This window comes from Allosphingosinicella deserti (genome assembly GCF_003012735.1).
In the GTDB taxonomy this organism is placed as follows: Bacteria; Pseudomonadota; Alphaproteobacteria; order Sphingomonadales; family Sphingomonadaceae; genus Allosphingosinicella; species Allosphingosinicella deserti.
Map to the genome: position 1 here is coordinate 70,832 of NZ_PXYI01000008.1, position 12,411 is coordinate 83,242.

Genomic DNA, 12,411 nt, shown 5'->3' on the forward strand with positions numbered 1-12,411 from the left:
ACCCCCTTCCCAATCAGAGGCTAAGCGTGCCTTCGATCACCGTCACGCACTGCCCGCCGAGGATCGCCCGGTCGCCGTCTCGGCGGCATGTCAGCGCGCCGCCGCGGCGGCTCGCCTGGAAGGCCGTGAACCGGTCGCGGCCGAGGCGGTCGCACCAGAAGGGAACGAGCGCGCCATGGGCCGAGCCGGTCACGGGGTCCTCGTCGACGCCCCAGGCGGGCACGAACACCCGGCTTACCACGTCGTGGCCGTCGCTCCCCGGCGCGGTCACGATCACCATCAGCTCGATCTCGCCCAGCCGCTTCATGTCCGGGGCGCAGCGGCGGACCGCCTCCTCGTCCTCGAACAGTACGATCGCGGTGGCCTCCGCGCCCTGGTAGCTGAGGAAGACCCTGCACGTTTCCCGGCTCGCCGCATCCTGGGTAAGCAGATCGACAAGTGCACTTCCGTCGTGGCTGACGAAAGGCTTCAGCGCCTCGCCCGTCGCTTCCGCAACCAGGGTCACCGGCAGATCGAGCGTGTAGCCGTCTCCGTCGCGTCCGACAATCAGGATGCCTGCCTTGCGCGTGCGGAAGCGGACCTGCTCTCCTTCGATCAGAACGTGGCCGCTCGCCAGGGTCGCGTGTCCGCATAGGGCAACCTCGGTCGTCGGCGTGAACCAGCGCAGCTCGTAATCGGCGTCGCCCGTTGTCGGCACCGTGAATGCCGTTTCGCTGAGATTATTCTCCTCGGCGATCGCCTGCATGGTCGCGTCAGCCAGCCACTCCTCCAGCGGGACCACCGCGGCGGGATTTCCGGTGAACGGACGGTTGGCAAAGGCGTCGACTTGGACGAGACGATATTCGGACATGTTAGACTCCGGCCGTGGGACACCCGGGACTAGCGAAGAGCGAAACGGAGTGACAGTGGCTCCACCCCATCTTCCTGCTCCTCACCCTTGAGGGCGAGGCCGGGGCGCGGGTGGACTCGATATCGGGGCTCCACCGGGTCACGCGCGCAGCGCATCTACAAGCGTTCCCGCGGCCCTCGGCACCCGCAAGCGCCTTCCTGGGGCTTTGTCATTTCCGCGGCGTCAGATCCGTCTCCGCCAGCGGATTGCCGGGTTGATCGACCTGGCCTTCCGGATCGACGTGGATCAGGATCTCACAGCCTGGGAATTCCTCCTCGAGCTTGTGCTCGACCTCGTCCATGACGCGGTGCGCCTCGGCGACGGTCATCTCGGGATCGACCCAGACGTGGAACTGGACGAAATCGTGGGCGCCGCTGGTGCGGGTGCGCAGATCGTGCATGCCCTTGAGCTCGGGATGGCGGGAGGCGGCTTCGATGAAGCGGCGGCGCTTCTCCTCGGGCCATTCGCGGTCCATCAACTGGTCGATCGCCCGCGCCGACGCCCGCCAGGCGCCGAACAACAGCCACAGGGCGATGACGATCCCGAACAGGGGGTCTGCGCCGGAAAGGCCGAGATATTGATCGACGACCAGCGCCGCGATCACCGATGCGTTGAGCAGGAGATCCGATTGATAATGGACGTGATCCGCCTCGATCGCCACCGAACCGGTGCGGGCGATCACCCGCCGCTGGTACGACAGCAGGGCAAGGGTGGTGGCGATCGCAAGCAGCGAAACCCCGATTCCATATTCCGCATCGGCGGTGACCGTGCCGGCGATCAGCCGATCGACCGCGCGCCAGGCGATGCCGATCGCAGACGCGGTGATCAGCGCCACCTGGCCGAGCGCCGCCAGCGCTTCGGCCTTCCCGTGTCCGAAGCGATGGCCCTCGTCGGCCGGCGCGGCAGCGACGCGAACACCGTACAGCGTGATCAAGGATGCGATCACGTCGAGGGCGGTGTCGGCGAGCGAGCCGAGCATCGCCACCGATCCGGTCGTCCAGGCGGCGAAGGCCTTGAGCAGAAGCAGGAACAGCGCAACCGAGACGCTGGCGACCGCGGCACGCTTGGCAAGGTTCGCTCCGCCCGCCCGCGGGCCAGCCTCGTGCGCCGCGCCGTGAACATGCGCTCGGGTCACGGGTAGAGCAGGCCCTCGCTCCAACCGTCATCGGCTCGGGTGAACAGGCGCCGTTCGTGGAGCCGATGAGCGCGGTCGTTCCAGAACTCGATCCGAACCGGGACGACTCGGAAGCCCGACCAGCGCGGCGGCCGGGGTACGTTCTGGCCCTCAAAACGTGCGCGGAGCTCGTCGTAGCGGGTCTCGAAGGTCGCGCGTGTGTCGAGCGGTCGCGACTGATCGGAGGCCCATGCTCCGAGCTGGCTGTCGCGGCTGCGGGTGGCGAAATAGGCGTCGGCTTCTTCTTCGGAGACCGGTCCGACCGGGCCTTCGATGCGCACCTGTCGCCGAAGCGACTTCCAGTGGAACAGCAGCCCGGCATGCGGGTTGCCGGCGAGTTCGCCGCCCTTTCGGCTGTCGAGATTGGTGTAGAAGACGAAGCCGCGCTCATCGTGGCCCTTGAGCAGCACCATCCGCACCGACGGCTGTCCCGAACGATCGGCAGTGGCCAGTGCCATGGCGTTGGGATCGTTCGGCTCCGAAAGCCGCGCCTCTGCCATCCAGGTTTCGAACAATGCGTGGGGATCATCAACCATGGCCGCTCTTTGCCGCCGATCCAATTTCGGCACAAGGCAACGCTTGCGCGCGCGCGGGTGCGGCCCCATTTCGACGCTGTTGCTCATTTGCAACAATGGACTTTTGAGCGATGGTGGAGAACGAAGCGCGCATGGCTGATCTCTATTCAACACTCGGCGTGAAGCGCGATTCCGATGAAGCGGCGATCAAGAAGGCGTATCGCAAGCTCGCCAAGGAACTGCATCCGGACCGCAACCGCGACAATCCGGCCGCATCCGAGAAATTCGCCAAGGTCACGCAGGCCTATGACATCCTCACCGACAAGGACAAGCGCGCCCGCTACGATCGGGGCGAGATCGACGAGGACGGCAATCCAAAGGGCTTCAACTTCGGCGGTGGAGCCGGCGGCGCAGGGGCCGGCGGCCCGGGCGGGTATGGGCGTGGGCCGCAAGGTGGGTTCGGCGGCGAGGAAGTGGATCTTTCGGAGGTGTTCGAGGGCTTGTTCGGCGGCGGAGCGCAGCGCCGCGGCGGCTTTGGCGGCTTTGGGGGTTTCGGCGGCCGCCGCGCGCCGCCGCCGCAGAAAGGCGCCGATACGGTCTATCGGCTTGCGGTTCCTTTCGAGGACGCAGCGACGCTGAAGGAGCAGCGGGTTACTCTCCAAGGCGGCAAGACGGTGTCGATCAAGCTGCCCAAAGGTGTCGAGGAAGGCGCCAAGATCCGCCTCGCCGGCCAGGGTCAGCAGGGCGGTGCCGGTAATGGCGATGCGATCGTTACGATCGCCATCACCCCCCACCGTTTCTACACTCGGGAGGGCGACAACATTCGCCTGGATCTGCCGATCAGCCTCGACGAAGCCGTGCTCGGCGGCAAGGTCAAGGTCCCCACCGTCGATGGCCCCGTCATGGTTTCGATTCCTGCGGGCTCGTCTTCAGGCAAGACACTGCGCCTGAAAGGCAAGGGTTTCACCGGCAAGAGCGGCGTCCGCGGCGATCAACTGGTCACGCTGATGATCGAGATCCCGGCCGACGATCCTGAGCTTGCCGGCTTCATTCAAAGCTGGAGCCGAAAGGGCAAAGGAAACCCAAGGGCAGGGCTGGGCGTCTAGCCACTCGTGCAGACCATATCGCCCGAATCTCCGGAAGCCCGGCGCAAGCGCCTCGCCAAGACACGCCAGCGCTTCGGCCAAATCCGGAATCGGATGCGGCCGGGCCAATATCCGTTCGAGGTGATGAAGCGGGTCGGCCTCGGAGTCTATACGGATGGCTTCATCCACGCCGGCAACCTCGCTTACCTTTCGCTGATGACGGTGTTCCCGTTCGTCATCGTCGCCGCGGCGGCCGCGCGCCTGTTCGGCCAGACGGAGGGCGGGCTGCAGGCGGTACAGGCGTTGCTGCAGACGATGCCGCCCGACGTGGCGGATGTCCTGCGCAAGCCGATCAGCGACGTGCTCGCCGCCCGCTCCGGCAACTTGCTGTGGCTCGGCGCGCTCGTCGGCCTGTGGACCACGGGCAGCTTCATCGAGACGATCCGCGATATCCTGCGCCGTGCCTACGGCGTCACCGGCGGCGCGCCTTTCTGGGAATATCGGCTCGGCTCGGTCGGGCTGATCGTCGCATCGGTGCTGATGATGCTGATCTCGTTCAGCGCCTCGATCCTGCTGTCGAGCATCACCCAGTTCATCTCCCGCGTGATCCCGCGTGCGGAGGATGTGATCGGCTTGCTGACCCTGTTCCGGATCGTGCCCGGGCTGATCCTGTTCGGGTCGATCTACCTCATCTTCGTCTCGCTGACTCCCCGCCGCTACCGCAAGATGAAGTGCAAGAAATGGCCTGGCGCCCTGTTCGTCACCCTATGGTGGCTGGCGACGACGGCTTTGCTGCCAGTGGCGCTGTCGAGCCTCGGCGGCTACGATCTCACCTATGGCAGCCTCGCCGGGGTGATCATCGCGCTGTTTTTCTTCTTCGTGATCGGCCTCGGTGTGGTTATCGGCGCACAGCTCAACGCGGCACTGGCGGAACCGCCGGAACCAAGCGTAGAGGAGCAGCACGAAGCGACGAAGGCGGTAGGGGAAGCGGAATGACGGGGTTGATGGCGGGCAAACGCGGGCTGATCATGGGCCTCGCGAACGACAAATCGCTCGCCTGGGGAATTGCCAAGAAGCTTGGAGAGCAGGGCGCAGAGCTCGCTTTCTCCTATCAGGGCGAGGCGCTGCAAAAGCGTGTCGCACCGCTGGCGCAACAGCTCGGATCCGATTTCCTACTGGAATGCGACGTCTCCGATCCGGCCGGCATCGACGCTACGTTCGAAGCGCTGAAGCAGCGCTGGGACACGATCGATTTTGTCGTCCACGCGATCGGCTTTTCGGACAAGAACGAGCTGCGCGGCAAATATGTCGAGACCAGCCTCGAGAATTTCCTGCTGACGATGAACGTCTCTGCGTACAGCTTCACCGCGATCGCCAATCGTGCCCGCGCGATGATGCCGAACGGCGGCAGTCTGCTCACCTTGTCCTATTACGGCGCCGAGAAGGTGATCCCCCATTACAACGTCATGGGTCTCGCCAAATCGGCGCTGGAGACCAGCGTCAAATATCTCGCCATGGATCTGGGGCCGGAGAATATCCGGGTCAACGCCATCTCCGCCGGTCCGATCAAGACCTTGGCGGCGAGCGGGATCGGCGACTTCCGCTACATCCTCAAGTGGAACGAATATAACAGCCCGCTCCGCCGCAACGTCACCATCGACGATGTCGGCGGCGCCGGCCTGTATCTTCTGTCCGATCTCGCCTCGGGGGTGACCGGCGAGATCCACCATGTCGATGCCGGCTACAATGTCGTCGGCATGAAGGCGGAGGACGCGCCGGACATCGCGACCACGTGAGCGGCTTCCGCGAGAGCGGGTTCGGCGAGGGCGGCAGCCGCAGCATCCGGCCGGCGGAGCCGCGCGACGCCGCCGCGATCCGCGCCGTCCACCTGCTCGCCTTCCCGACCCCTGCCGAGGCCGCGCTCGTCGATCGCCTCGAGCGCGACGGCGACGCGACCGTCTCGCTCGTCGCCGATCAGGAAGGCGAGGTGATCGCCCATCTGCTGCTCAGCCGGATGCGGGTGGAGGGCGACGGCAGGACCCATCGCGCGGCCGGTCTCGGCCCGATCGGCGTGCTGCCGCCCCTGCAGCGCAGCGGCCTCGGATCGAACCTGATCCGGGGTGCGCTCGCCATCGCAGAGGCGACCCGGGAAGAGCTCGTCTTCGTGCTCGGCGAACCCGAATATTACGGACGCTTCGGCTTTTCGGCCGAAACGGCATCGCCGTTCGCCTCGCCTTATGCCGGGCCCTATCTGATGGCCCTGGCTTTCGGCGATGCGCCGCGTCCCGCGCGCGGCAAGGCCGATTACGCGCCCGCCTTCACCGCGCTTGGGATCACCGCATGAGCTTCAACACGTTTGGACGCGCCTTCCGATTCACCACCTGGGGCGAGAGCCACGGGCCGGCGCTCGGCGCGGTGGTCGACGGCTGCCCGCCGTTGTTGGCGCTTTCGGAGGCCGACATCCAGCCTTGGCTCGACAAGCGCCGTCCCGGCACCAGCCGCTTCACCACCCAGCGCCGCGAGCCCGATCAGGTGCGGATCCTGTCTGGCGTGTTCGAAGGCAACACTACCGGAACGCCGATCAGCCTGATGATCGAGAATGTCGATCAGCGATCGAAGGATTATGGCGAGAGCGCGCCGCCTTACCGTCCCGGTCATGCCGACTACGCCTATGATGCCAAATACGGCATTCGCGACTGGCGCGGCGGAGGGCGCAGCTCGGCGCGCGAGACCGCGGCGCGGGTCGCTGCCGGTGCCGTCGCCCGGCTGGTCGTCCCCGAAGTGTCGATCCGCGCCTATGTCGTCGAAATCGGCGGCGACCGCATCGATCCGGCCGCGTTCGACGATGCGGCGATCGACGACAATCCCTTTTTCTGTCCGGACCGTGCCGCCGCGGCACGATGGGAGAGCTTGATCGACGCGGCCCGAAAGGACGGTTCCTCGCTCGGCGCGGTGATCGAGTGCGTCGCCACCGGCGTCCCTGCCGGCTGGGGCGCCCCTATCTACGCCAAGCTCGACAGCGAACTCGCCGCGGCGATGATGTCGATCAACGCCGTCAAGGGCGTCGAGATCGGCGACGGCTTCGACGCCGCCCGCCTGCGCGGCGAGGACAATGCCGATCCGATGCGGCCGGGGACGGACGGACGCCCGGACTTCCTCGCCAATCATGCCGGTGGCATCGCCGGCGGCATCTCCACCGGCCAGCCGGTGGTGGTGCGCGTCGCGTTCAAACCGACTTCCTCCATCCTCACCCCGGTCCCGTCGATCACGCCTGCCGGCGAAGCGGCGGACGCGGTCACCAGGGGCCGTCACGATCCCTGCGTCGGCATCCGCGGCGCGCCGGTGGTCGAGGCGATGATGGCGCTGGTGCTGGCGGATCAGAAGATGCTGCAGCGGGCGCAGCGGGGATGAGCATGGGCGCCCGGATCCGCGTCACGGGACGGGTGCAGGGCGTCTTCTTCAGGGATTGGACGGTCGATGCGGCGGAAGCGCTCGGCATAAGCGGCTGGGTGCGCAACCGGCGCGACGGCAGCGTCGAGATCCTCGGCTTCGGCGAAGAGGCGGCTCTGCGAGAGTTGGTTGGTCGGTGTCACCGCGGCCCGGCTGCGGCGCAGGTGGAGCGGGTCCAGGTGGAAGCGGCAGAGGGCGAAGCGCCGCCAGACTTCACCCGGGAACCGACTGTCTGACGGCTGGCGTACCTCTGCGGAGGGCCGGCAGAGTGGGGGCTATGACCTTCGCGTGCCGATTAGCGTGCCCTTGGTCCCGCCATTCCACATCCGGAACGCGAAGTCCGGCCGGGCCTTGCGCCAACGCCGCGCCACCAGCCGCTCGCCCGGCCGTGCCGCATCGTCGAGGAAGACCGTTCCGCCGGGCGCGATATGGTCGAACAGCGAGGATGCCGCGCCGCGGGTGAGCGGGTGGATAGTCCAGGGCGGCCCGTCGATCAGCATCATGTCGATGGCGTCGGGAAGCGGCCCATGGGCGTACCACAGGCCCGGCCACCCCTCCGGCGACGGGCGCAGCGGCACCGCACGCAGATCCGCTTCGAGGCCATGTTCGGCCAGCCAGCGGCGGGTCGAATCGACAAAATCGGCATGTTGCTCGAAGCTGATCAATTCGCCGCCGCCGGCGAGCTGCAGTGCCTTGGCGATGACCAGGGTCGAGGCGCCGGTGCCGAACTCGACCACCAGCTTCGGACGCGCCTCGAAGATATGGTCGACGACGAGGCTCAACAGGCCGGCGTCCGCTTTCCACGAGCCGAGGTTCGGCAGCGCATCGGGAGGCAGTGCAAGGCGCTCCAGCAGCGCCGTGCGGGCTTCCTCCGACCCGCCGTTCAGGCCCTTGAGCAGCCATGGCCAGGTGACCGCGCCGAAGGCGAGGAGGGCAGCCCAGTCGCCGACCGACCGGTCGCCGGAGCCGATGACGGGTGTTTCCCCGATCCGCGGCAGGAGCTTCGTCGCTTCACGGGTGGTCATCCGGCCGGCTCCGTCAGTTGGCGAAGGGATCCCTGACGAGGATCGTATCCTCGCGCTCGGGGCTGGTCGACACCAAAGCGACGGGGCACTGGATCAGTTCCTCGATCCGCCGGATGTACTTGATCGCCTGCGCCGGCAGCGCGGCCCAGCTGCGGGCGCCTGCTGTCGATTGCGACCAGCCCTCGATCGTCTCGTAGATCGGCTCCACTGCGGCCTGATCCGCGGCATGGGCGGGGAGGTGATTGTACTCTTCGCCGCGAAGCCGATAGCCAATGCAGATGCGGATCTCGTCCAGGCCGTCGAGCACGTCGAGCTTGGTCAGCGCAATGCCGGTGACGCCCGAGACCGCGCAGGACTGGCGGACCAGCACCGCGTCGAACCAGCCGCAGCGGCGCTTGCGGCCGGTGACCGTGCCGAATTCGTGGCCGCGCTCGCCGAGCCGCTGGCCGATCTCATCCTCGAGCTCGGTCGGGAACGGCCCCGCGCCGACGCGGGTGGTGTAGGCCTTGACGATGCCGAGCACGAAGCCGGCGGCCGACGGGCCGAGGCCGGTACCACCCGCCGCAGTGCCGGCGATGGTGTTGGACGACGTGACGAATGGGTAGGTGCCGTGATCGACGTCGAGCAGCACGCCCTGCGCACCCTCGAACAGCATCTTCTCGCCCTTGGCCTTGGCGGCGTTGAGGCGCAGCCATACCGGCCCGGCGAATTGCAGCACGAAGTCGGCGATCTCGGCGAGCTCGGCCTCGAGCCGCGCGCGGTCGATCGGCGGCTCTCCGAACCCGGCACGGAGCGCGTCGTGATGCGCGCATAGGCGATCGAGCTGCGGCCCCAATTGGCCGAGATGGGCGAGATCGCACACCCGGATCGCGCGGCGGCCGACCTTGTCTTCGTAGGCCGGGCCGATGCCGCGGCGGGTGGTGCCGATCTTGCCCTGGCCCGACGCATCCTCGCGCAGCGCGTCGAGATCGCGGTGGAACGGCAGGATCAAAGGGCAGGTGTCGGCGATCTGCAGGATCTCGGGCGAAATCGCGACGCCCTGGGCGGTCAGCTTCTCGACCTCGGCCTTGAGCGCCCAAGGATCGAGTACCACGCCGTTGCCGATGACCGACAGGGTGCCGCGGACGATGCCCGAGGGGAGCAGCGACAATTTGTAGACCTGCTCGCCGACGACGAGCGTGTGCCCCGCATTGTGCCCACCCTGAAAGCGAACCACGACATCGGCCCGGCTCGACAGCCAGTCGACGATCTTGCCCTTGCCCTCGTCGCCCCACTGGGCGCCGATCACGGTCACATTGGCCACGTATCTACCTTTGAGAAAATCGGATGCGCTGCCTCTAGAGCCTGATCCCTCGAGGTGGAAGCGCTTTGCAATTCCGTTCCGGAGGTGGGGCTCGACAGACGCTGGAGCCCTCGTTCGGAGGAAGTGCCGGCGGGAGCGCCCGGTGCGAGCGCATCAGCGGGCTAACATCCCAGGCTGATCGACACGAAGCGGTTCTGAGCCTGCGCCACACCATCTTCGGTCTGGACGATCGGCCGGTCCTCGCCGACAGCGTCGGCGCCTATTCTGCTCCCAGGGACACCGCGTGCCAGCAACCAGGCTTTCACCGCTCCCGCCCGGCGCGCCGAAAGCTGCCTGTTGTAAGCGTCGGATCCGGCGCGGTCGGCATGACCGACGATCTTCAGGGGCACGGCGCCCGACATCGCAGCTGCGTTCCTGACATTCTCGAGGAGCGCAAGCGTGGGCGTGGTGAGGGCGGCGCTCTCCGTATCGAAGAACACCATGAACGGATCACACAAACGAGGAGGGGGCGGGGGAGGCACGGCGAGGGCGGCAGCTATCAGCAATGGCGTAAGCATGACTCCAAACTACAGTGAGCGGTGGCAGGGAACCAGTCCTTAACGGACGCCGGGTCATGACGTGCACCGGAGGGCCGCACGTGAGACCGAAACGGCTGATCTTTACGACCGGGCGTTTGGCCGGGCTGTTCGTGGTGACGGCGCTAGGCGCCTTTCTGATGGGTGCCCTGACGTTGAAGGCGGTGCATACCGGCCGAGTCTATGGGTTCATTCGCATCTTCGGCCCCGAGCTGGGCGCGTGGGTGATGGGCGGATTGACCCTGGTTTGTGCACTTTGGTCCGGTGTGACCTTGCAGCGGCTCTTCGGCGATCGGACCGCTCTGGCGGTGCGGGATGATGGTATCCTGGTCAACGGCTTCTTCTCGTCACGCCTGATCCCGTGGCCCCAGGTGGCCGGCATCCGCATGAACACGCTTCGCTACCGGCGTGGCGAGCATTATTACATCAAGGTCGATTGCCGGGAGCGGCCTTCGGGAGTCGGGCTGATCCATCATCTCGTGGCAGAGCTCGGCAACGGTACCCCGATCGATCTCGTCGGCCTCGATCTCGCGGGCGCGCACGACTGGATCGGGTTTGCTCTGGCGGAATGGCGCGCCGCACTTCAGCCTCGTCAGGCGCGGGCTCCCGATCGGACCCATGCGACTCCTGCCTCTGCTCGTCCGGGGGGCTTCGGCCGACGCGGGCTCGGCTGAACGATCGATTCCACACGGCTTTTCCCTCCCGGCGCAGCCGGGAGGGAATGCGGTCTCAGAAGCGCAGCGGGGTTGCCGTGCGGACTCCGGCGATCGCCTTGATCCGGCCGGCGGCGTCCTGGCCGACCGCGCTGTCGACCGAGATCAGCGCCACCGCTTCGCCGCCGGCGGTCCGGCGGCCGAGATTGAAGGTGGCGATGTTGATTCCGGATTCGCCGAGCAGGGTGCCGAGCCGGCCGATGAAGCCGGGCGCGTCCTCGTTGACGATGTAGATCATGTCGCCGTCGAGCTCGGCCTCGACGCGGATCCCGAAAATCTCGACGAGCCGCGGTGCGGCATTGGCGAACAGGGTGCCGGCGACCGATTTCTGCCCCTCGGGCGTGGTGATCGTGACCCGGACGAGGGTGTGGTAATCGCCCTCGCGGTCATGACGCACCTCGCGCACGTCGAGGCCGCGTTCCTTCGCAAGAAAGGGCGCGTTGACCATGTTCACGCTCTGCGAATAGACGCCCATGAACCCGGCCAGCACCGCACCGGTGATCGGCTTCTGGTTCAATTGCGCTGCAGCGCCTTCGACCTCGATCGCGATCGCCGACGCCTTCTCTCCTTCGAGCTGGCTGACGATGGCGCCGAGCTTCTCGGCAAGCGCCATATAGGGCTTCAGCTTCGGTGCCTCCTCGGCCGAGAGCGACGGCATGTTGAGCGCGTTGGTCACCCCGCCACGAGTCAGGAATTCCGACATCTGCTCGGCGACCTGGATTGCGACGTTGACCTGTGCCTCGGTCGTCGAGGCGCCGAGATGGGGGGTCGCCACCAGGTTCGGAGTGCCGAACAGCGGATTCTGCTTGGCTGGCTCCTCGACGAACACGTCGAGTGCGGCGCCGCCGACATGGCCGCTCTCGAGCTGTTCCTTGAGCGCCGCCTCGTCGATCAGGCCGCCGCGGGCGCAGTTGATGATCCGCACGCCGGCCTTGGTCTTGGCGAGATTGTCGCGGCTGAGGATGTTGCGAGTCTGATCGGTCAGCGGGGTGTGCAGCGTAATGAAGTCGGCGCGGGCGAGCAGTTCGTCCAGTTCGACCTTCTCGATGCCGAGCGCAACCGCGCGCTCCGCAGTGAGGAACGGATCGTAGGCAATCACCTTCATCTTGAGCCCGAGCGCGCGGTCGGCGACGATCGAGCCGATATTGCCGGCGCCAATCAGCCCGAGTGTCTTGCCGGTGAGCTCGACGCCCATGAAGCGGTTCTTCTCCCACTTGCCGGCCTGGGTCGAAGCGTCGGCGGCAGGAAGCTCGCGGGCGAGCGCGAACATCAGCGCGATGGCGTGCTCGGCGGTGGTGATCGAATTGCCGAACGGCGTGTTCATGACGACGACGCCGCGTGCCGAGGCAGCAGGAATGTCGACATTGTCGACGCCGATGCCGGCCCGCCCGACGACCTTCAGATTGGTCGCGGCCTCGAGCACGTCCGCGGTGACCTTGGTCGCCGAGCGGATGGCAAGCCCGTCATATTGGCCGATGATCGCCTTCAATTCGTCCTTGCTGAGGCCGGTAATCTCGTCGACCTCGACGCCCGCAGCGCGGAACACTTCGGCGGCCTTGGGATCCATCTGATCCGAAATAAGAACCTTGGGCATGGTATTACCTTTCTTTCCTCTGCCCTGCATAGCCTCCCATCAAAGCGATACTTTGGTGGGTACCCTGCGGGGGGAGGGTAGGGACACG

General features: G+C 66.7%; 14 protein-coding genes. 7 read left to right on the top strand and 7 right to left on the bottom strand.

Annotation, left to right across the window (positions count from 1 at the left end):
- Positions 1-13: 13 nt before the first annotated feature.
- The 3 genes from C7I55_RS21235 to pdxH all read right to left on the bottom strand — a co-directional run bounded on the left by C7I55_RS21235 (position 14) and on the right by pdxH (position 2,599).
- Entirely contained in the window at positions 14-850 is an 837-nt protein-coding gene (locus tag C7I55_RS21235) for a PhzF family phenazine biosynthesis protein (RefSeq protein WP_106515041.1), read from the bottom strand.
- A gap of 208 nt (positions 851-1,058) precedes the next feature.
- Positions 1,059-2,024, bottom strand: coding sequence for a cation diffusion facilitator family transporter (locus C7I55_RS21240; protein WP_106515042.1), 966 nt, complete (start codon positions 2,022-2,024; stop codon positions 1,059-1,061).
- On the bottom strand, positions 2,021-2,599 hold the full coding sequence (gene pdxH / locus C7I55_RS21245; protein WP_106515043.1) for a pyridoxamine 5'-phosphate oxidase: 579 nt from the start codon (positions 2,597-2,599) through the stop codon (positions 2,021-2,023). The genes C7I55_RS21240 and pdxH overlap by 4 nt, the downstream gene beginning before the upstream one ends.
- 131 nt (positions 2,600-2,730) lie before the next feature.
- Between pdxH and C7I55_RS21250 the strand changes: the two genes are divergently transcribed.
- The 6 genes from C7I55_RS21250 to C7I55_RS21275 all read left to right on the top strand — a co-directional run bounded on the left by C7I55_RS21250 (position 2,731) and on the right by C7I55_RS21275 (position 7,349).
- Positions 2,731-3,684 carry a DnaJ C-terminal domain-containing protein gene (locus tag C7I55_RS21250; RefSeq protein ID WP_106515044.1) on the top strand — a complete coding sequence of 318 codons (954 nt, stop codon included), beginning with the start codon at positions 2,731-2,733 and terminating at the stop codon, positions 3,682-3,684.
- 93 nt (positions 3,685-3,777) lie between these two features.
- Entirely contained in the window at positions 3,778-4,659 is an 882-nt protein-coding gene (locus C7I55_RS21255; protein ID WP_106515187.1) for a YihY/virulence factor BrkB family protein, read from the top strand.
- Complete coding sequence (gene fabI, locus C7I55_RS21260; protein WP_106515045.1) at positions 4,656-5,459, top strand: enoyl-ACP reductase FabI; 804 nt, start codon at positions 4,656-4,658, stop codon at positions 5,457-5,459. The genes C7I55_RS21255 and fabI overlap by 4 nt, the downstream gene beginning before the upstream one ends.
- Entirely contained in the window at positions 5,456-6,007 is a 552-nt protein-coding gene (locus C7I55_RS21265; RefSeq protein WP_199192984.1) for a GNAT family N-acetyltransferase, read from the top strand. The genes fabI and C7I55_RS21265 overlap by 4 nt, the downstream gene beginning before the upstream one ends.
- A complete protein-coding gene (gene aroC / locus C7I55_RS21270; protein ID WP_106515046.1) occupies positions 6,004-7,074 on the top strand; it encodes a chorismate synthase in 1,071 nt (356 codons plus the stop codon). Before C7I55_RS21265 ends, aroC begins: the two co-directional genes overlap by 4 nt.
- Positions 7,071-7,349, top strand: coding sequence for an acylphosphatase (locus tag C7I55_RS21275; protein ID WP_199192986.1), 279 nt, complete (start codon positions 7,071-7,073; stop codon positions 7,347-7,349). Before aroC ends, C7I55_RS21275 begins: the two co-directional genes overlap by 4 nt.
- A gap of 39 nt (positions 7,350-7,388) precedes the next feature.
- Here the strand turns inward: C7I55_RS21275 and C7I55_RS21280 are convergent, their stop codons facing one another.
- From C7I55_RS21280 to C7I55_RS21290, 3 genes are all read right to left on the bottom strand, one after another.
- On the bottom strand, positions 7,389-8,138 hold the full coding sequence (locus C7I55_RS21280) for a class I SAM-dependent methyltransferase (protein WP_106515048.1): 750 nt from the start codon (positions 8,136-8,138) through the stop codon (positions 7,389-7,391).
- 13 nt (positions 8,139-8,151) lie between these two features.
- The gene (locus C7I55_RS21285; RefSeq protein WP_106515049.1) at positions 8,152-9,441 is read right to left on the bottom strand and encodes an adenylosuccinate synthase; all 1,290 of its coding nucleotides are present in this window, start codon (positions 9,439-9,441) and stop codon (positions 8,152-8,154) included.
- Between the two features lie 161 nt (positions 9,442-9,602).
- Positions 9,603-9,923, bottom strand: a complete 321-nt coding sequence (locus tag C7I55_RS21290) for an OmpA family protein (protein ID WP_158266526.1) — start codon at positions 9,921-9,923, stop codon at positions 9,603-9,605.
- Positions 9,924-10,078: 155 nt separating this feature from the next.
- On the opposite strand from C7I55_RS21290, the gene C7I55_RS21295 reads away from it, so the two are divergent.
- Positions 10,079-10,690 carry a PH domain-containing protein gene (locus C7I55_RS21295; RefSeq protein ID WP_158266527.1) on the top strand — a complete coding sequence of 204 codons (612 nt, stop codon included), beginning with the start codon at positions 10,079-10,081 and terminating at the stop codon, positions 10,688-10,690.
- A 55-nt stretch (positions 10,691-10,745) separates the two neighbouring features.
- On the opposite strand, the gene serA is transcribed toward C7I55_RS21295, so the two are convergent.
- On the bottom strand, positions 10,746-12,323 hold the full coding sequence (serA, locus tag C7I55_RS21300; protein WP_106515052.1) for a phosphoglycerate dehydrogenase: 1,578 nt from the start codon (positions 12,321-12,323) through the stop codon (positions 10,746-10,748).
- Between the last annotated feature and the right edge of the window lie 88 nt (positions 12,324-12,411).

Excerpts from the sequence above, each read along its gene's own strand:
- fabI (WP_106515045.1), top strand. The coding sequence starts at position 4,656 with ATGACGGGGTTGATGGCGGGCAAACGCGGGCTGATCATGGGCCTCGCG.
- serA (WP_106515052.1), bottom strand. The coding sequence starts at position 12,323 with ATGCCCAAGGTTCTTATTTCGGATCAGATGGATCCCAAGGCCGCCGAA.
- C7I55_RS21290 (WP_158266526.1), bottom strand. The coding sequence starts at position 9,923 with ATGGTGTTCTTCGATACGGAGAGCGCCGCCCTCACCACGCCCACGCTT.
- C7I55_RS21255 (WP_106515187.1), top strand. The coding sequence starts at position 3,778 with ATGCGGCCGGGCCAATATCCGTTCGAGGTGATGAAGCGGGTCGGCCTC.
- aroC (WP_106515046.1), top strand. The coding sequence starts at position 6,004 with ATGAGCTTCAACACGTTTGGACGCGCCTTCCGATTCACCACCTGGGGC.
- C7I55_RS21235 (WP_106515041.1), bottom strand. The coding sequence starts at position 850 with ATGTCCGAATATCGTCTCGTCCAAGTCGACGCCTTTGCCAACCGTCCG.
- C7I55_RS21280 (WP_106515048.1), bottom strand. The coding sequence starts at position 8,138 with ATGACCACCCGTGAAGCGACGAAGCTCCTGCCGCGGATCGGGGAAACA.
- pdxH (WP_106515043.1), bottom strand. The coding sequence starts at position 2,599 with ATGGTTGATGATCCCCACGCATTGTTCGAAACCTGGATGGCAGAGGCG.
- C7I55_RS21250 (WP_106515044.1), top strand. The coding sequence starts at position 2,731 with ATGGCTGATCTCTATTCAACACTCGGCGTGAAGCGCGATTCCGATGAA.
- C7I55_RS21275 (WP_199192986.1), top strand. The coding sequence starts at position 7,071 with ATGAGCATGGGCGCCCGGATCCGCGTCACGGGACGGGTGCAGGGCGTC.